Source organism: Streptomyces sp. NPDC002573, assembly GCF_042889625.1.
Taxonomy (GTDB): Bacteria; Actinomycetota; Actinomycetes; order Streptomycetales; family Streptomycetaceae; genus Streptomyces; species Streptomyces gibsoniae.
On sequence record NZ_JBIARC010000001.1, the window covers coordinates 215,587 to 233,663 of the forward strand.

The 18,077-nt window shown below is 72.4% G+C and carries 9 protein-coding genes; 1 reads left to right on the forward strand and 8 read right to left on the reverse strand.

All coding sequences use genetic code 11. The features are described 5' to 3' along the window. The first annotated feature begins 229 nt into the window (after positions 1 to 229). The gene (locus ACFYX0_RS00975) at positions 230 to 568 is read left to right on the forward strand and encodes a chorismate mutase (protein ID WP_388964932.1); all 339 of its coding nucleotides are present in this window, start codon (positions 230 to 232) and stop codon (positions 566 to 568) included. 597 nt (positions 569 to 1,165) lie between these two features. Here the strand turns inward: ACFYX0_RS00975 and ACFYX0_RS00980 are convergent. From ACFYX0_RS00980 to ACFYX0_RS01015, 8 genes are all read right to left on the reverse strand, one after another. After that, positions 1,166 to 2,986: a GMC family oxidoreductase N-terminal domain-containing protein gene (locus tag ACFYX0_RS00980; protein ID WP_388964934.1), complete on the reverse strand. Its 1,821-nt coding sequence runs from the start codon at positions 2,984 to 2,986 to the stop codon at positions 1,166 to 1,168. Positions 2,987 to 3,048: 62 nt separating this feature from the next. After that, the gene (locus ACFYX0_RS00985) at positions 3,049 to 4,689 is read right to left on the reverse strand and encodes a succinic semialdehyde dehydrogenase (protein WP_388964937.1); all 1,641 of its coding nucleotides are present in this window, start codon (positions 4,687 to 4,689) and stop codon (positions 3,049 to 3,051) included. Positions 4,690 to 4,804: 115 nt separating this feature from the next. After that, positions 4,805 to 6,535 (reverse strand): protein kinase, encoded by a 1,731-nt coding sequence (locus ACFYX0_RS00990; RefSeq protein WP_388964940.1) that lies wholly within the window; start codon positions 6,533 to 6,535, stop codon positions 4,805 to 4,807. A gap of 66 nt (positions 6,536 to 6,601) precedes the next feature. Continuing rightward, positions 6,602 to 8,608, reverse strand: a complete 2,007-nt coding sequence (locus ACFYX0_RS00995) for a glycosyltransferase (RefSeq protein ID WP_388964942.1) — start codon at positions 8,606 to 8,608, stop codon at positions 6,602 to 6,604. 396 nt (positions 8,609 to 9,004) lie between these two features. After that, positions 9,005 to 10,666: a serine/threonine-protein kinase gene (locus ACFYX0_RS01000; protein WP_388964945.1), complete on the reverse strand. Its 1,662-nt coding sequence runs from the start codon at positions 10,664 to 10,666 to the stop codon at positions 9,005 to 9,007. Between the two features lie 281 nt (positions 10,667 to 10,947). Continuing rightward, on the reverse strand, positions 10,948 to 12,579 hold the full coding sequence (locus ACFYX0_RS01005) for a serine/threonine-protein kinase (protein ID WP_388965331.1): 1,632 nt from the start codon (positions 12,577 to 12,579) through the stop codon (positions 10,948 to 10,950). A 246-nt stretch (positions 12,580 to 12,825) separates the two neighbouring features. Then, complete coding sequence (locus ACFYX0_RS01010) at positions 12,826 to 15,381, reverse strand: protein kinase (protein WP_388964948.1); 2,556 nt, start codon at positions 15,379 to 15,381, stop codon at positions 12,826 to 12,828. Positions 15,382 to 15,551: 170 nt separating this feature from the next. Continuing rightward, complete coding sequence (locus ACFYX0_RS01015) at positions 15,552 to 17,684, reverse strand: serine/threonine-protein kinase (RefSeq protein ID WP_388964950.1); 2,133 nt, start codon at positions 17,682 to 17,684, stop codon at positions 15,552 to 15,554. Positions 17,685 to 18,077 lie beyond the last annotated feature (393 nt).

Genomic DNA, 18,077 nt, shown 5'->3' on the forward strand with positions numbered 1-18,077 from the left:
GAACGTGGTTGGACGCCGCGCGTCACCACGGCATACTGGGTCCATGCTCTCCTACACGACATTCGTCTTTACCTATGGCACCGGGCCCGCCGGATGCCATGGTCGTGCTGCTTGAGCCACTGACAAGCGACTTCCCAGGCGCCCCGGGCCGATATGGTCCGGGGCGCCTGGCGTTTGCGGACCGTGCCGATCCGGGGCTCCCGTCACCGACCTTCGAGGAGCCCGGACCATGACCGCCACCAGCACCGAGCAGACCACCGCCGAAAACAGCCCCACCGCCGAGAAGAGCACCGCCGCCGAGCGGACCGGCGCGCACACACCCGAGGCCGTCGATGTGATCACCGGCGCGCGTGAACGCATCGACGCGCTGGACGACCGCATCATCGGCCTCATCCAGGAGCGCATGGCGGTCTCCGCCGTGATCCAGGAGGCCCGTATCACCTCCGGTGGCCGCCGGGTGAACCTCTCCCGCGAGATGGAGATCCTCGGCCACTACCGGGACGCTCTCGGCAAGCCCGGCACGGGCCTCGCGATGACCCTGCTCGAGCTGTGCCGGGGCCGTGTCTGAGACCGGGCACGGATCCCCGTACGAGCGGATACACGTTCACCCGCCGCCTCACCCGCACGGTGCGTGACCGGGCCGTGGTGGGCGTCGTTGGTACCGGTGTCCGCGCCAGCCAGGGGCGGGCCCGAGAGAACCACGCGTGGCTCCGCTGGAGCGATGAGGTGTGCGGATCATGCCGTAGGCCGTGGGACCTCGCTCCAGAAAGATGACCGGACGGCAGGGGACAGCAGCCCGGTCAGCACTGAACGGCCGGTTCCGGGGACGCCCGGAGCCGGCCGACGGAATCCGCCCGGAGACGGCCGACCCCCTCGGCGACCGGACAGAGGGCCGACACCGGCGGCACAGCACACAGACAGGCGGCGCGACCCCCCGGCGCCGCTCCGGGCACCGGCGCCGCCCTGACGCCGATGCCGACGAGGCAAGGGCCCCGCGGCACGACCGCGGGACCCTTCGCCTGTGGACGTCGGCGCCCCTGGGTCCTGTCGTCAAACTCCCGTCGTCCGCCCGGAGGGCGGGCTCTGCGGCGGCGTGGGGGAGCGTGCATGGCGTCGCGGGGCAGGCGGGAGTTCGACGACAGGGCCTAGCCCGGGGCGCCCGATGTCACTCGCCCTCGCTCTTGTCCTTGGGCGGCACGGTCGGCATCCCCAGGAACGGCAGCCGCAGCGCCCCGAACGCCTTCTCGGGCACCGCCGGGTGCCGGGGCTCCACCGGTTCGAGGCGCTCGTAGGCCGCGCCCTGGGCCGGGCGCGGGTCCGCCTCGCCCTTGTTCGGCCAGTACGACATCGCCCGCTCGGCCTGCGCGGTGATCGTCAGCGACGGGTTGACGCCCAGGTTCGCCGACACCGCCGCGCCGTCGACCACCGAGATCCCCGGGTAGCCGTACAGCCGGTGATACGGGTCGATCACGCCCGTCTCGCGCGAGTCCCCGATCGCACAGCCGCCGAGGAAGTGCGCGGTCAGCGGGGTGCCCATCAGCTCGCCGACATTGCTGCCCGCGAAGCCGTTGATCTCGACGGCGATCGCGTCCGCGGTCTCCGTACCCGCCTTGATCTGCTTCGGGTTGGGCGCGCCATGCCCCTGGCGGGCGGTCAGCAGGCCCCGACCCGGGCCCTTCGGCCGCAGATACGTCGTCAGGGAGTTGTCCAGCGACTGCATCACCAGGGCGATCAGGGTCCGCTCCGACCAGCGCCGGTACGACATGGAGCGCAGCATCAGCCACGGGTGCCGAGCCACGTTCGCGAGCCAGGCCAGGGCGCGGGAGGAGCCCTCCGCGTAGGGGACCTGAAGGGTCGACAGACCGCCCATCGCGTTCGAGCCCTTGCCATAGCGGACCGGCTCGATGTGCGTGTTCTCGTCCGGGTGGATCGAGGACGTGATCGCGACGCCCTTGGTGAAGTCGACCCGGTCCGTGCCGTGCGCCTTGCGGTAGCGGCGGTCGTCCGTGCGCGCGCCCACCAGGGCCTCGGAGTTGGTGCGGGTCAGCTCGCCCAGCCGGTCGGAGACATGGGGCAGCCGGCCGTGCGCCTTCATCCGGTGCAGCAGCGTCTGCGTGCCGTACGTGCCCGCCGCGAGGACCACCCGCCGCGCCGTGAAGAACCGCCCCTTGCCCTTGCGCCTGTCGTCGGTCGGCAGGGTCGCGACGGCGAAACCGCCCCGGGAGTCGTCCGTGACCGACACGACCGTCGTCATGGGATGGACGGTCGCGCCCGCCTTCTCGGCGAGGTAGAGGTAGTTCTCGTTGAGGGTGTTCTTCGCGCCGTGGCGGCAGCCCGTCATGCACTCGCCGCACTCGGTGCACGCCCGGCGGGCGGGCCCCGCGCCGCCGAAGTACGGGTCCGGGACCTCCGCGCCCGGCTCGGCCCTGGCCGATCCGTCCGCGTCGTCGCCGTCACCGAAGAAGACGCCGACCGGCGCCATGTGGAAGGTGTCCCCCACCCCGATCCGCTCGGCGGCGGCCTTCAGATGGACGTCCACCGGGGTCATGGTGCGGTTGAGCCGGACACCCAGCATGCGCCGCGCCTGGTCGTAGTACGGCGCCAGCTCCTCCTGCCAGTCGGTGATGTCCTTCCACTGCGGGTCGTCGAAGAACGCCTTCGGCGGTACGTAGAGGGTGTTGGCGTAGTTGAGGGAGCCGCCGCCTACCCCCGCGCCCGCGAGCACCATCACGTTGCCGAGCAGATGGATGCGCTGGATGCCGTACAGACCGAGGGCGGGTGCCCACAGGTAGTTCTTCACGTCCCAGGAGTTCTTCGGCAGCGAGGCGCGGGTGAAGCGGCGGCCCGCCTCCAGGACACCCACACGGTAGCCCTTCTCGGTCAGCCGCAGGGCGGTGACGGATCCGCCGAACCCCGATCCCACGACGATGACGTCGTAGTCGTACCCGTCCTCGTCCCGGGTCTGGACAGACTTCTCCTGCGACACGTGCTCTCCTCGTTGAGAACGGGTGAATTCGGGCGGACAGAGGGGCGGTTGACGGCCCGGCGCTAGCGGAGGCGGAACGCCTTCATCAGACGCAGACTCCGGCTGATGAACGCCGCGTACTGCTCGTCGTCCATGCCGAGCGACGGCGCCATCGGCAGCAGCCGCTGCTGCGCGACGGTCTGGGCCTCGGTGTACTTGAGGATGCCCTCGGAGCCATGGCGGCGGCCGAGGCCGGAGTCCCGCATGCCGCCCATCGGGGACTGCGCGCTGCCGTACGCCGGCGCATAGCCCTCGTTGACGTTGACCGTGCCGGTGCGCAGCCTGGCGGCGATCGCGCGTCCGCGCCGGCCGTCCTTCGTCCAGACCGAGGAGTTGAGACCGTACGGCGTGGCGTTGGCGCGTTCGACCGCCTCGTCCTCCGACGAGAAGCGGTAGACCGACACCACCGGCCCGAAGGTCTCCTCCGCGCACACCGCCATCGGCGCCTCGACGCCGTCGAGAACGGTGGGCTCGAAGAAGTACGGGCCGATGTCCGGGCGGGCGACGCCGCCGGCCAGCACCTTCGCGCCCTTGGCCACGGCCTCCTGGACGTGCCGGGTCACCGTCTCCAGCTGCCGGTCGCCGACCAGCGAGCCCATGTCGGCCCCGTACGCGAGGGACGTGCCGAGCCGCATGGCCCTGGTGCGGGCGACGAAGCGCTCCAGGAAGGCGTCCGCGACCGACTCATGGACGTACAACCGCTCGATGGAGATGCACAGTTGACCTGCGGACGAGAAGCAGGCGCGGACGGCACCCGCGGCGGCCTTGTCGAGGTCGGCGTCCTCGAGGACCAGCATGGCGTTCTTGCCGCCGAGTTCGAGCGAGACGCCGACGAGACGGGCGGCGGCGCCCTGGGCGACCTCGCGGCCGGTGCGGGTGGAGCCGGTGAAGGAGACGTAGTCGGCGTGCCGGACGATCTCCGGGCCGACGACCGGTCCCTCGCCGATGACGACCTGGAAGACATCGGCGGGCAGCCCGGCCTCGATCAGCAGGTCGCGCGCCCACAGCGCGGTCAGGCACGTCTCGGTGTCGGGCTTCATCACGACAGCGTTGCCCGCGACGAACGCGGGGAGCGCGTCGCCGACCGACAGCTCCAGCGGGTAGTTCCAGGGCGCGATCTGGCCGACGACGCCGCGCGGGTGGCGCAGTTCGGTGACCTTCGTCAGCGTCGGGATGGCACCGGTGTGCCGCTTGGGCCGCAGATACGAGGGGGCCTTGCGGCCGTAGTGCCGGGCCGCGATGGTGACGGCCTGCACCTCCTCGTGGGCGTGGAGGCGGGCCTTGCCGGTCTCCAGCTGGATCAGGTCGAGGACCTCGGCCTGGCGGGCGAGCACCAGGTCGTGGAAGCGGAGCAGGACGGCGGCGCGCTTGTGCACCGGGGTCGCGCCCCAGGCGGCCTGGGCGACGCGGGCCCGCTCGAACGCGACAGCCACGTCCTCGGGGGTGGACTCGGGCAGGTCGGCCAGCTTCTCGCCGGAGAACGGCGTGTGGTTGGCGGTGTGGCCGGAGCCGACGACACCCTTGGTGAGCTGGGCGACCAACTCCGGGGTGACCACGTCGGCGGCGGTGCGGGCCCCGGCGGGGGCGGGGGCGAGCGGGTTGGTGCCGGCCGCGCCCGTACGGGTCTTGTCGGTGGCCTTCTCCGGGGCCTGCGAGTCCGTCATGAGGCGCAGCGTATGACGGGGTGAGGCGTTTGGGTACCCGTCGGTAATGCGCTTTCACCGGGTGTCCACACCGTGCCAGTGACCGCTGGCAGTAAATGCGCTGATCAGTGCGTTGTCAGGAGCCCAGCAGGGTACTGCCGACTTTCAGGCGGTCCCGGGCGCCCTTGAACAGCGCGGTGCCGCGTCGCTCGTCGGGAGTGCCTTTCGGCATGTCGACGCGCAGCGCGTAGGACTCGTGGGCGGCCGTGACGACCAGGAGCTGAAGCACCCGGTACTGCTTCCGGCCCACCCGGTAGGTGGTGTCGGTGAGCATGGCGTCGTCGCCGTGGAAGCTCGTGGGTGTGGAGAGAGTGTGCGCGTCGTCGCCCGGCCAGCCCGCGGTGGCCTGCCGCGCCCATGCCGTCAGGGGGGTGGGGGCCGACTTCTCCCGGGTCAGACGGAGCCGGACGGTGTCGTCGCCGTAGGTGACCGTGCGGTCCGTGGCGGAGTCCCGTGCGGTGCCCGCCGGTACGGACACGATCGCGTCGAGCCGTGGCTCACGGTGGGCGGTCCAGGTGCCGGCGGCGGGACTCGCGGCGACGGCCCCGGGCGCCGAACGGTAGGTCGCGTGCTCCTCCGTGACGCCCCCGTCGCCGGAACCGCCGAAATAAGAGGTACCGAGCCAGGCGCCGCCCATGAGCAGGACGCCGAGCGCGGCGGCCGGGGCGGGACGGAGCAGGAACCGACGTCCTGACCGGGGGGCGGCCGGCGTGGTGACGGTCGGTGGGGAAGCGGGAGGCGCGGGGGACTCTTGCGCGGAGGTGGGGGGCGCGGGGGATTCCTGCGTGGAGGGAGAGGGCGCGGGGGATTCCTGCGTGGAGAGGGAGGACGCGTGGGATTCCTGCGTGGAGAGGGAGGTGGCCTCCGGGGTGGCCGGGACGGACGGCGCGGCGCCCAGGCGGAACGTTCCCGCGTCCTCCGTGAACTCCCGTAGGCCCGTCACGTCCTGGGGCCGCGCGGGCTCCTCCCGCGCCGTGTCCGGCACGGGCCATCCCTCGGCCACCGCCTCCAGGGCCGCCCGCGTCTCCTGCGCGCCGGGCCTCTGCTCGGGTTCCTTCACCAGCAGCCGCCCGATGAGCGGGGCGAGCGGCCCGGCCCGCTCGGGCTCGGGCGGGTCGGCGGCGAGCACCGCGGCGAGGGTGGACTCCACCGTCGTACGACGGAAGGGGGACCAGCCCTCGACGGCCGCGTACAGCAGCACGCCCAGCGACCACAGGTCCGAGGCGGGACCGGCGTTCCGGCCGGACATGCGCTCCGGCGCGATGAACTCCAGCGAGCCGACGAACTCCCCGGTGACGGTGAGGGACTCCTCGCCCTGGACGTGAGCGATGCCGAAGTCGGTGAGCACGACCCGGCCGCCCGGTCCGAGCAGCACGTTCGCGGGCTTCACATCGCGGTGCACGATGCCGACCCGGTGTGCCGCGTCGAGCGCGCCGACGACGGCCACCCCGATGCGTGCGGCCCCGACCGGGGCCAGCGGACCGCGGCGCAGCGCCTCGTCCAGGGACTCCCCGCGGACCAGCTCCATGATGATCCAGGGAGAGCCGTCCTCGACGACCACGTCGTGGATGGACACGGCCGCGGGATGGTCGACACGGGCGGCGGCACGCGCCTCGCGGTAGATCCGGTGGGCGGCCCGCTGGTGCGCCGCGTCGTCCGGATCGCCCGGCAGACGGGGCTGCTTGACGGCGACGTCCCGCTCCATGAGTTCGTCCACGGCGCGCCATACGGTGCCCATGCCGCCGGAGCCGATCCGCTCGGTCAGCCGGTAGCGGCCGTCGATCAGGCGTCCCGCATCAGTACGCATGTCTCATCAGTACCGTGCGGGATCACCCGTTGTCGACGCGGGCCGCCTCCAACCACCGTGCCGCACTCAGGACTTGACGCGGCGCGCGACCGCCCTGACCAGTTCGGTCCTGGCGACGCGCAGCTCGAACCGGTCGCGCTTGCCGTCGACCTGCTTGGCGTACCAGGGCAGCCCCAGCCGGCGCCACTTGGCCGGGCCGAGGGACCTGGGCAGCGCGGGCAGCGGTGTGGCGAGCCCCGCGGGGTCCCCGAACCGGAGTTCGCCCTGCCACACGCCGGGTCCGAGGTCCCGTACGTCCACGCGCGCGGTGAAGCCGTCGGTGTGCGGGGTCCGCTGGGCGGGGAGGACCGCCGTCGCCCCGTTGTCGGAGGTGAGGACGACCTTCAGCGCGTCCGGGAACCCGTCGAGCGCGCTGGTCCCGCCGATCAGCAGTTCCGTCGGGTTGCTGGCCGACCAGCGCACCGCGGCGACCTTGACGCGGGAGGCGACGCGGTGCTTCTTCTGGCCGAGGTCGAGGGTGAAGTTCCCGTACGGCTTGGTGGTGTAGAGCGTGACGGCCCGCGGGCCGTCGCCGGCGCCGTTGACGACGCGCGTGGCGGGACCGCCGGAGACGTCGTCGGCGCGCTTGCTGCCGATCCGCACCTCGCGCGTGACGCTCTGCGCGCCGATCGCGAGGGAGATGTCCCACAGCCCGTCGGGCAGCGGCTTGCCGTCGGCGGCGGTGGCGATGTCGACGGCCGCCTCGAACCCGGCCTCCTCGTACGCGAACCGGCCCTCGTCCTCGTCCGCCCCGAGTCCGGGCGTCGCGGTGTGCGTGACGGGCAGCCGGTACTCGGTACCGCTCTCCCGCTCCCGCAGCAGCAGTTCGGTGGTCACCTCCCGGGTCTCGACCCGGTGCAGATAGCCGTGTCCCGCCAGGTGCAGGGTGGTGCCGCTCAGCTCGGCACGGCTGACGTGGTGCCGCACGCCGAGCTGGGGGGTGACGTCGTAGACAGAGTCCGGGACGGCGCGCGCCGGGTCACGGAAGAAGGGGTAGCGGGCGTAGGCGCGGCCGCCCTCGGCGTGCACCGGGGTCGACACCTTGATCTTGGCCAGCTCCCGCTCGAACCTGAGCAGTTCGAGGACCTCGTCGAGCATCTGGTGCCGCACCAGGTACAGCCGCAGCCGGGCCATCGCGGAGAGATGCTCGTCCATGCCCTCGTGCCACAGTGGGGCGATGGTGTCGGCGAGCCGGGCGAGGGTCTTCTCCGCGTCCTCGCGCGGCTCGCGCGAGATGTGGGCGAGGAGGTTCTGCACCTCGATGGTCAGATGGCGGTGGGCGAGGTGGTCGCGGTTCCGGCCCGGCGGCACGTTCTCGATGAGGAGATCGATCATGTACGGGAGGAACCGCAGCCGGGGCTCCGACCCCTTGGTGCGGGACGTGGTGTTGCCGCCGTCCTCCCGCAGGGTGCAGAAGAGGCAGTCGTAGTCGGCGATCACGGAGATGCCGCCCTTGGCCGCCAGATACGCCAGTGCCGTGAACGGCTGGTCCTCACCGATGGGCAGGCCGGTCGGGAAGCGCAGTCCCTCCCGCTCCAGCAGTTCGCGGCGGAACAGCTTCAGCGGGTTCAGGGCCCAGTAGACCCGGGAGTTGAAGACGTCGGTCTTGGGCTGGGTGCGCTTGAACATCGACGCGGGAAGGCCGCGTCCGTTCACGCCGACCATCTTGCCGAGCACGATGTCGGTGCCGTTCTCCTCGGCCATCGCCACCATGCGTGCCAGGGTCTCGGGCCCCAGATAGTCGTCGGCGTCCAGGAAGAACACGAACCGCCCGCGGGCGTGCTCGAGACCGACGTTGCGGGGCGCGGAGGGGCCACCGGAGTTCTCCTGGTGGATGACGCGCATCAGACCCGGATACACCTCGGCGAGGCGCTCCAGTTCCTCACCCGTTCCGTCGGTCGAACCGTCGTTGACCGTGATGACCTCCAGGGCCTCCCGGCCAATGGTCTGTTCGGCAACAGAAGTGATGGAACGCGTCACATACGGCATCGCGTTGTATGCGGCGACAATCACCGAGACAGTGGGGCTGACCATCCTCACGCTCTCCAGAAACTAGGGCACGCCCCACTTTTCGATTGATCCCGGGCTCGACGCCGCCGCTTCAGGAGCGCCGCCGTTTGCTCACTCTTAAGGGGCAGGCAAGATGCCGGTAAGAATCATGAAGATATCATGATTCGTCAATGACCTTGCCGTGAAAATTCAATGACCGGCAATGTCCAGCGTGACGTCGGTCACCGGGGGCGCCCGAGCGGTCGGGCTGTACGGCGCAATCCGCACACGCACGGTGATTGTTCGCATTCTGGAAGATGATCCGGAAGCCCGGGCCGGACGTACGGTCGCTGGTCTCGGACTCTCAGGTTTCGCCGGTTGCAGTCCGGAACTCGCCACTCGGGGCTCGTCGGGCCGGGGCCGCCCCGGGTCGACCGCGGATCACCCCGGTGCGAACGTGTCGACGGCGACGTCGAAGTACTCCTTCGCCTCCTTCACCTTCCCGACGGGCGCCGACACCCACACGTCGTACATCCGGCCGCCCTCCTCCCAGCACAGGTCGTAGGTGTGCCGGGGGCCCTCGGCGGCCGTGTAGCCGTTCCAGCTGAACTCCCACAGCGCGGCCGGGCTGCCGCGGTGCGAGGTCTCCGTGACGCTGCCGTCGTGGTACCCCGGGTTCGTGGAGGGACCGTCCGCCGCGGAACGCCGCATCACCGCCAGCGGTCCGCCCGCGCCGGGGTCCGTCACCTTGATGCCGAGACGGAAGGTCTGTCCCGGGGACAGATAGAAGATCCGCTCCCCCTGCGGACTGCGGGTGAACCCGTCCGGCACGGCCAGCGAGAACCCACCGGGGTCCCGCACCTGCCGATAGCCCGAGGGCGCCGTACGGCCGACGGCCGTGGCCGGGGACGGCGAACGGGTCACCGTCACCGTGGGCCCGGGCGTGGAGCCGGAGGAGGACGGGCGCGGGGACCCGGAGCCGGCCGACGGGCCCGCGCCCGTACCGGCCGACGGGTGCGACGGTGCCGTGGGACCGGGCCCGACCCCGCCCTCTCCGCGCATCAGCAGCGCCGCCGCCGAGAGGCCCGCGCCCGCCATCGCCGCGACCAGGGCGGCCACGACGACGCCCCGCGCCGACCGCCGGACGGGCCGTGCCTCGGCCCCCTCCCGGCTCGCCGCCGTCTCGGGCTCCTGCCGCGAGGGCAACGGCAGCACGTGCCGGGGGACGTCCCGCTGTGTCGGTGTGTAGGGCACCGGCGCCCGTGGCGTCCGGCCCGTCTCCAGAAACTCCCGCAGCAGCCGCTCCGCCTCGGCCGCGTCCAGGCGCCGCGCCGGGTCGCGCTCCAGCAGCCCCCGTACGACGGGCAGGATCGGCCCGGCCTGCGCGGGCGGACGGATCTCGTCGACGACGACCGCGTGCAGGATCCCGCCCAGCGAGTCGCGCCGGAAGGGCGACTCGCCGCTCAGCACCGCGCACAGCAGCGCGCCCAGGGACCACAGGTCGGACTCGGGCCCGGTCCGCTCGCCGGACATCCGCTCGGGGGCGGTGTACTCGGGGGAGCCGACGAAGGAGCCGGTCTCGGTGAGCGTCGTGGCGCCCGTGACCTGGGCGATGCCGAAGTCGGTGAGGACGACGCGGTCGGTGCCCGTCTCGATCAGGACGTTCGCCGGCTTCAGATCGCGGTGCAGGACGCCGGCGTCATGGGCACGGCGCAGCGCGCCCAGCAGGGCGATGCCGATACGGGCGGCCTCGCGGGCGTCGACGGGTCCCCGCCGGGCGATACGCTCGGCCAGCGAGCCGCCGTCGATCAGCTCCATCACGATGTACGGGCGCTCGTCGTGCTCGACGACGTCATGCACGACGACGATGTGCGGATGCTGCAACTGCGCCACCGCCCGCGCCTCGCGCAGGGTGCGCTCACGCTGGAGCCGGGCCTCGTCGGCGGAGAGCGAGGGATCGACCGTGAGTTCCTTGACCGCCACCTGACGGCCGAGCAGTTCGTCGGACGCCCGCCAGACAACGCCCATGCCACCGCGGCCGATCCGCTCCTGAAGCCGGTAGCGGCCCGCTATGACACGGACGTTCTCCCCCTCGGTCCCCATACGCCCCATCATGCCGCACCTGATGGGAACCCTCCGGGGAGCCGGCACCACGGTGGCCGACAAGCGACGTACAAGGGCGCGCGAACGGGCGGGTGGGGCGCACGAAAGGTGTACGCGGGGTGCGCCGACGGGGGTGCGAGCGCCCTGAAGTGACGCTCCGTCAGCGATGGTCCGTCATAAGCGGCGTGAACGGCGCGAGTTCGGGCGCCGCACGCCTCGCGCGCCGGACGCTCGCCTCGCGCTCCCCCTTGCCGGTCGCCCGAGGCCCCTCCCGCCGCGCGTCACCCCTCCGGCTGACCCCACCCCCGCAGCACCACGTCGAACTGCTTGCGCGTCGTGTCCCAGTCCGCGGCCGGGCCGGACATGTAGACGGCGTACTCCACACCGTTGCGCGCGAAGTACGTCTCCTCCACGGCGTGCCGAGGGCCCGGGAACGGCGTGTCCTTCGCCAGTGCGGTCCATGTGTACTCCCACAGGGACCCGGGCCGGTCACGGTAGATGTTCTCGCGCAGGGTCACCCGCCGGTAGTCGACGAGCCGCTGGAGCTGCTGCTCCAGGTCGAGCTGGTGATCGTGCGCGTCCGCGAAGTCCGGCGAGCTGTCCACGGCGATACGGACGAAGTGCTTGCCGCCGTCGGGCGTGTAGTCGGTCTGGAAGGAGTCGTACGGCATCCGCTTCCACTGCTTGCCGGGCAGGACGAGGCTGAAGCCCGCGGGGTCCTTCTTGCGCACCCAGCCGTCCGGGATCGCACCCGTCGCCTGCGCCTGCGTGCTCGTGGTCGGCGTCGGCGTCGACGTCGGGTCGGTGGTGACGGTGTTCGCCGTGCTGCCGTCGTCGGCGTTGCCGAAGGAGTTCACGGCCACCGCGCCCGCCGCACCGAGGATCGCGGCCACCGCGAGGACGAACGCGACCGTACGGCCGCGCCGGCGCCTGCGGGGAGCCGGCACCTGGGCGACGGCAGGGGCGGGCTGGTGCAGCGTGCTGCCGGACGCGTGCGCGCCGCGGTTCTCGCGCTGACCCGTGGCCGTCGTGCTCGGGTCACCGACGCCGCTCGTGTCCAAGTGCTGCGTCGCCACGTACTCCTGCGCCGCCTTCGGCCGCCGTCCCTCCGCGGCCTCGGCCAGCATCTGTTCGAGCAGTTCCGCGTCGGGCCGTTCGGCCGGGTCCTTGCGCAGCAGCGCGGCGATCACCGAGTCCAGGGCGCCCGCGTGCGCCGGCTGCGCGGGCTCCTCGTCGACGACGGCCTGCATGGTGGTCAGCGGCGAGGTCCGCCGGAACGGCGACCTGCCCTCCACCGCCGTGTACAGGGTGGCGCCGAGCGCCCACAGGTCTGAGGAGGGGCCCGGGTCGTGGCCTCGGACGCGCTCGGGCGCCAGGTAGTCCACGGAACCGACGATCTCTCCGGTACGCGTGATGGTGGTGTCGCCCTCGACCTGGGCGATCCCGAAGTCGGTGAGCAGCACGCGCCCGTCGGCCGCGAGCAGGACGTTGCCGGGCTTCACGTCGCGGTGCAGCACACCCGCCGAGTGCGCGGCACGCAGGGCCCGTAGGACCCACAGTCCGATGCGCGCGGCCTCGTCGGCCTCCAGCCGGCCGCGCTCCTTCACCGCGTCGGCGAGCGAGCCGCCCTCGACCAGTTCCATCACGATCCAGGGCCGGTTGTCGTGCTCCAGGACGTCATGGATGGTGACGACGGCCGAGTGGTTGATGCGCGCGGCGGCGCGCGCCTCGGCGTGGGTCCGGGCGAGCAGGACCGACCGGTCACTCTCCGTGACGTACAGTGCGGCCGTCAGTTCCTTGATGGCGACTGCCCGATGAAGCACCTCGTCGTGGGCGCGCCACACTCGGCCCATACCCCCGCTGCCGATGGAGTCGACAAGCCGGTAGCGGCCCGCGAGGAGCAGGCCCTGCATCTGATTCACGTTTCCCCGCAATGGTCTTGACGAGGTCAGACTAAAGAGCACCCCTCACGCTGGGAACGGGTGGGGTGGTAACGGAGACCGCACTGTGACGGTTCTCCCTTCCCCGTGGGGGACGGAACCACCGCACTCTCAGCGCAATCGGACCTCGCCTTCCTGAGAACCGGCGGGCCGCCATCGGCCCTTCACCACAGTCATGTCCTGGGCCCGTGTTCTGTGTGCATGTGCTGTGCGCATGCCTCAACCGATCGCCTGATACGTCTGTTCCGCCTGCTCGAACAGCCGGGTCACCTCGTCCACTTCGGCCTCCGGGCCGCGGACCTGCACCACGTGGTAGCGGCCGCCGACGACGAGGGCGAGATTGCGTACGTACAACTCGCGCCCATTGCCGTCCGTCCAGGTGAACTGCCCTTCCGACATGGTCCGTCCGCCGACGTCGATGCGCCGCATCCCGCTGGAGGTGGCCCAGGTCGAGTCGCGGAACGGCTGCAGTTCGGGCTCCGACTCCCGCTGGTACGTCAGCGGATCGGCGCCGTATCGGCTCGTGCTGTCGCGTCCGGGGACGACGATCAGATCGAAATCGCCCTGGGAGTAGACGATCTGACCGCTGTTGTTCTTCGGTGTCCGGTTCCAGCCGCTCGCCACGGCGACACGGAAGCCCTCGGGGTCCGTGCGCAGGGTGAAGCCCTGGGCGACCTGGTGCTCATCGGTCTGGGTCTGCGGGGAACCGTCCGACGGCGAGGGGCTCTTGGAGCTCCCGCGACCCGACTGCTGCGCGCCGCCCGGGGCGGAGTGCCGTGGCGTCGGGGTGGCGTCCTCGGCGGCACCGGCGTTCTCGCGCGCGGCGCCGGCGCCGGTGGTGTCACCCGCCTTCGGCATGAAGACCAGGGCGTACGCGATCGCGCCGGCCAGCGCGAGCAGGATCAGCAGAAGCAGGGTGCGGCCGAGTCTGCGCGGCTTCTGCGGGCGCTCGTCCCGGGCACGCTTGTGGCGGGCGCGGGTGGTCGCGGGCAGCCCGGCGCGGCGCCTGCGGACCAGTTCGCCCCGGCGCCGTACGATCGGCAGCCGGCTGGGGTCGACGGGCGGCGCCGCGACCACGTGCGTCCCCGCCTCGGGTTCGGGCGCGGACCGCACGAGTGATCGCAGCCAGCCGCGCAGCTCCTCGAAGTCCAGGCGGTCGGTGGGGTCCTGACGGAGCAGCGACTCCACGACCGGGCGCAGCGGACCGCACTCCTCCGCGAAGGCGGGCGGTTCCGAGCAGACGAGCTGCACCAGCTCGGCGGTGCTCTCCTCGGGATACGGCGCATGCCCCTGCACGGCCCGGAACAGCAGCGCGCCCAGCGCCCACAGGTCGGTGGCGGGACCGATGGGCGGGGCCAGCTGCCAGTTCTCGTGCACGGGACCGGCCTGTTCGGGCGCCCAGCGCTCGGTGACGGGCCCGACGACGGCCATCCGCGCCTGCCGGGCACGCTCGGCGGCGAGGGCGGTGGCGGGACCACGGTGGTTCCAGGGGGTGCCCACGGCACCTGGCTCGGTGCCGTGCGCGTCGGGGGCCGCCGGTGCGTACGGGCCACTGCGTGTGCCGTTCTCGTGCGGGCCCGGGTTCTTCTCGTACGAACCCACGCCCTTCCCGTGCGGACCCGTGCCGTCGTTCCGGGGCGCGGGGCTGCTGCCCGGCAGTGCGGGCCGGTCGTCGGCGGCGGGTGCCGCGGGGCGGGGTACCGCTCCGTGCCAGGACGTCGTGCGGCCCACCCCGTAGGGGTCGGCGATCTGCCCCGGCGAGGTGCCGGGCGCGCTCTCCACGCCGTTCTCGGCCTGCCGGGGCGCGGGCAACGCCGCCCGTCCACCCCGCTGTTCCTCCTGCACGCGTGCCGCGGCCCGGGCCCCGGCGCGGTACGCCGCGATCGCCCCGGCCCGCGCGGCCCGCACGTCCTCGGCGGACTCCAGCGCCCGGGCGACGGCGGGACCAGCGCCGGGCGCGCCTGCGCCGGGAGCCGCGCCGGGCGCCCGCGCCTCGATCGCGGCCCGCCGGGCGGCCTCGGGGTCCGTGCCCGCGAACCCTCCCGGGCTGCCAGGAGCATCACCCCCGGTACGGCCCCCGGAATCCCCGCGCACGGCCCCCTGCGGGTCCCCGCCCGGGTCGGGCGGCCCGGCATCGCTCTCGCTCTCGGTCTGCTGCGCCGGCACCGGGTCGTACCCGCACAGCGCCTCCTCCGCCGCCCCCACCGCGAGTCCGGTCAGCATCACCCGGCCGTCGTCGCAGACGAGCACCGTGCGCGCCGTGATGTTCCGGTGCACCCAGCCGTGGCCGTGCAGCACCCGCAGGGCCATGAGGACGTCGGAGGCGACCTCCGCCGCGCGGTACGGCGTCAGCGGCTTCTCCGCGAGCAGCGCCGCCAGCGACCGTGCGGGGACCAGCTCACTGACGATCCACAGCGAACCGCCCTCGGCGAACACGTCGAAGACCTGGTCGAGCCGGGGGTGGTCGGGTATCCGGGCAGCGGCCTGGGCGGCTTCGATCGCCCGCCGCACGGCGGGCTCGGCGGGCCGGCGCGTGGCCGTCGTACGGCCGACACCGCCGCGGTCCCGGCCGTCCCGGGCCACGTAACCCTCGGGCAGCCCGTCCGCGTCGAGCACCTCCGCCTCGACGACCTCGGGCAACGGCACCTGACGTACCAGGACTTCCTGCCCGCTGTAGGTGTCGAAGGCCCGGGTCTCGGCGAGTTCGAACTCGTCAGCGGGCGGCAGCGGCAGGCGATAGCGGTCGGCGAGTACCCGTCCCGCATAGTCGTCCACGATGCCTCCCCCGGCCGCCCGGTTGGTCAATTCCGTTCGCGTTGCGCCCCGTTCTGGATGCCTGCGGTCCGCAATTCCTCACGATACGTGCCGGAGGCAACCTGCAACCCGGGGATGGCATATCTCCCCACGACACGAGCGCACGGAACGTCAGTCGGCCGTTCGGTACGTCACGACTTCGGCTGGAAGGTCCCGGTCAGCGTCTTCCAGGTGTTCGTGCGCAGATCACCGTCCCAGTCGCCGGCCTTCGCCGTGTACATCAGCCCGTACGCCTGGTGCGGGTTGACGACGAATCCACGGTCGATCACCCGGTTCGTCGTACCGCCATCGACGTAGGTGAACTCCCAGTCGGCCGTGTTCCAGCTCTTGTACTCCACCTTCGCGATACGGATCCTCTTGTACTGAGGGCGCTGCATGTAGCGCTCCTGGTTCTCCCAGTCCGCCACCGGGTCGTCCTTGGGCGTGGACGTCCAGGCGACGAGCAGCCGCTGCCCGTCGGGACCGGTGAAACGGTCACTGGCGTCGTCCGACGACTGGTACTTCCAGCCCTTCGGCAGGCCGATGGAGTACCCCTGACCGCCCTTGTACGTCTTCACCGAGCCGCCGTCGTCGCCCGAGGACCCGGAGGAGGCGTCGTCGCTCCCGCCGGGGGCGGCCGAACCGTCCGAGGTGTCCTGAGGGTCCGACCCGCTCGTCGCGGTGCCGCCGTTGTCCGTGTGCGTGCTGCCGCCGCTCCGGCCGTTGCCGTTGCCGCTTCCGCCGCCCTTGCCGCCGCCGCTGCGAGCCGTCGCGCCGCTGGTCGCGGCGGACTTGGCGCCGCCCTTCTTGCCGTCCTGCTCGTCGCTGCCGCCGTGGAGGGTGAGCGCGAGCACCGTGCCCAGCACGGCCAGCACCACGACGACCGCCACGATCACCAGCGTCCGCTTCGGCACCACGTCGGTGAGCGGCGCCCTCGGCGGCTGCGCCGGCCGCGGGGGCCGGTCCGGGTCCGGCAGTATGGGCCATCCCGAACTCGGCTTCGATGAACCGGAGTTCGATCCGGTGGTGCCACTGCCGCTCCGCGCGCCCGTGGAGTCCGCTCCCGCAGCGGACGAGCCGGACGAACCGGATGCGCTCGACGCGTCGGACGAACCGGCTCGACCGGCCGGGCTCGACGTCCCGGCGGCGGGCGTCTTGGCGCTCGGGGTGCTCGGGGAGCCCGCGTCCTGGGACGCCTGCTCCGCCTCGGCTTTCGAGGACTTGGTGCGCCCGGTGGAGGTGGCGGCGGCCGTGGCCGCACCGAGCGACGCCGCGGACCTGCGCACGGAGCGCAGCGCACCGCGCAACCGCTCGGCCGCCTCCTCGCCCCGCTTGCCCCCGGCGGCCGAGGTCCCCTCGTCCGCGCTCTTGCCGGGTACCGGCGGCAGCGGCACGACCCGCGTCGCGTCCGCGGCCACCTTCTCCTTCTCGTCCGGCGCGTGGATGACCTCGTTGAGCATCGCCCGGGCGCCCGCGTCGTCGAGACGCTGCTGCGGATCCTTCGCGAGCAGGCCGTAGATGACGCTCTTCAGCGGACCCGCGTTCTTCGGCTCCTCCAGGGGCTCGGTCATCACCGCGGTCAGCGTGGCGATCGCCGACCCCTTGTCGTATGGCGGAATGCCCTCGACCGACGCGTACAGCAGTCCGCCGAGCGACCACAGGTCCGCCGCCGGGCCGGGCTTGTGCCCGCGCGCCCGCTCCGGCGAGATGTACGAGGGGGCGCCGACCAGCATGCCGGTGGAGGTGATGGAGGGGTCGCCCTCGACCTGCGCGATGCCGAAGTCCGTGAGCACGACCCGGCCGTCCTCGGCGATGAGCACGTTCGACGGCTTCACGTCGCGGTGCAGGATGCCCTCACGGTGCGCGGCGCGCAGCACGTCGAGCACCACGAGTCCGACCTCGGCGGCGCGCTTGGGCTCCAGCACGCCGTCCTCGCGGATGACCTCGGCGAGCGACTTGCCCTCGATCAGCTCCATCACGATCCAGGGCCGGTCGTCCTCGTGGACCACGTCGAAGACCGTCACCGCGCCGTTGTTGCGGATCCGGGCGATCGCCTTGGCCTCCCGCAACGTACGCGTGATCAGACGCCGCTTCTCGTCCTCGTCGATGCTCGACGGGAACCGCAGTTCCTTGACCGCGACCGTGCGGCCCAGGGTCTCGTCCTCGGCCCGCCACACCGTGCCCATGCCGCCGCGGCCGAGTACGTCCCCCAGCCGGTACCGCCCGGCGAGGAGACGTTCGCTCTTGTCCTGACGGGGTGTCCCCGCCCGCTCCGCGTCCGACATGCGTCCCCTCATGCAACCCGCCCTGACAGAGCCTCCATTGTCCCTCACGCGCGGACCGCCCAACGCCCAGGGTGGCCCTGGTTCGGCGGGTCGTCCCACGCCGGAGGGCGTCCTGAGAGACCCGCCGGAGCATGAACGAGACCCGGACAGGGCGCCCGAAGGCCCGGTCTGCACCGCTGCGTCCGCTGTGCACCCCCGGCGCGGTCATGTCCCGTCGCCGGAACCGGTCCCGCGGGAGGCCCGATCCGTCCCTGTCACAGGTTCGTCCCATGATGGGCCGAGGCGAGGAGGGATCGCACTGCCGCCGCGCCGGACAACCGCATCAGGCCCCTCCGGTCGCACGGCCGTGCCCCGGCCGCCGAGGGCTCCGACGGCTCGACGACACGCGACCCC

What these genes read in the sequence shown, in the direction of transcription:
- ACFYX0_RS00975 (WP_388964932.1), top strand. Translation starts at nt 230, where the DNA reads ATGACCGCCACCAGCACCGAGCAGACCACCGCCGAAAACAGCCCCACC.
- ACFYX0_RS00985 (WP_388964937.1), bottom strand. Translation starts at nt 4,689, where the DNA reads ATGACGGACTCGCAGGCCCCGGAGAAGGCCACCGACAAGACCCGTACG.
- ACFYX0_RS00990 (WP_388964940.1), bottom strand. Translation starts at nt 6,535, where the DNA reads ATGCGTACTGATGCGGGACGCCTGATCGACGGCCGCTACCGGCTGACC.
- ACFYX0_RS00995 (WP_388964942.1), bottom strand. Translation starts at nt 8,608, where the DNA reads ATGGTCAGCCCCACTGTCTCGGTGATTGTCGCCGCATACAACGCGATG.
- ACFYX0_RS01000 (WP_388964945.1), bottom strand. Translation starts at nt 10,666, where the DNA reads ATGGGGACCGAGGGGGAGAACGTCCGTGTCATAGCGGGCCGCTACCGG.
- ACFYX0_RS01005 (WP_388965331.1), bottom strand. Translation starts at nt 12,579, where the DNA reads ATGCAGGGCCTGCTCCTCGCGGGCCGCTACCGGCTTGTCGACTCCATC.
- ACFYX0_RS01015 (WP_388964950.1), bottom strand. Translation starts at nt 17,684, where the DNA reads ATGTCGGACGCGGAGCGGGCGGGGACACCCCGTCAGGACAAGAGCGAA.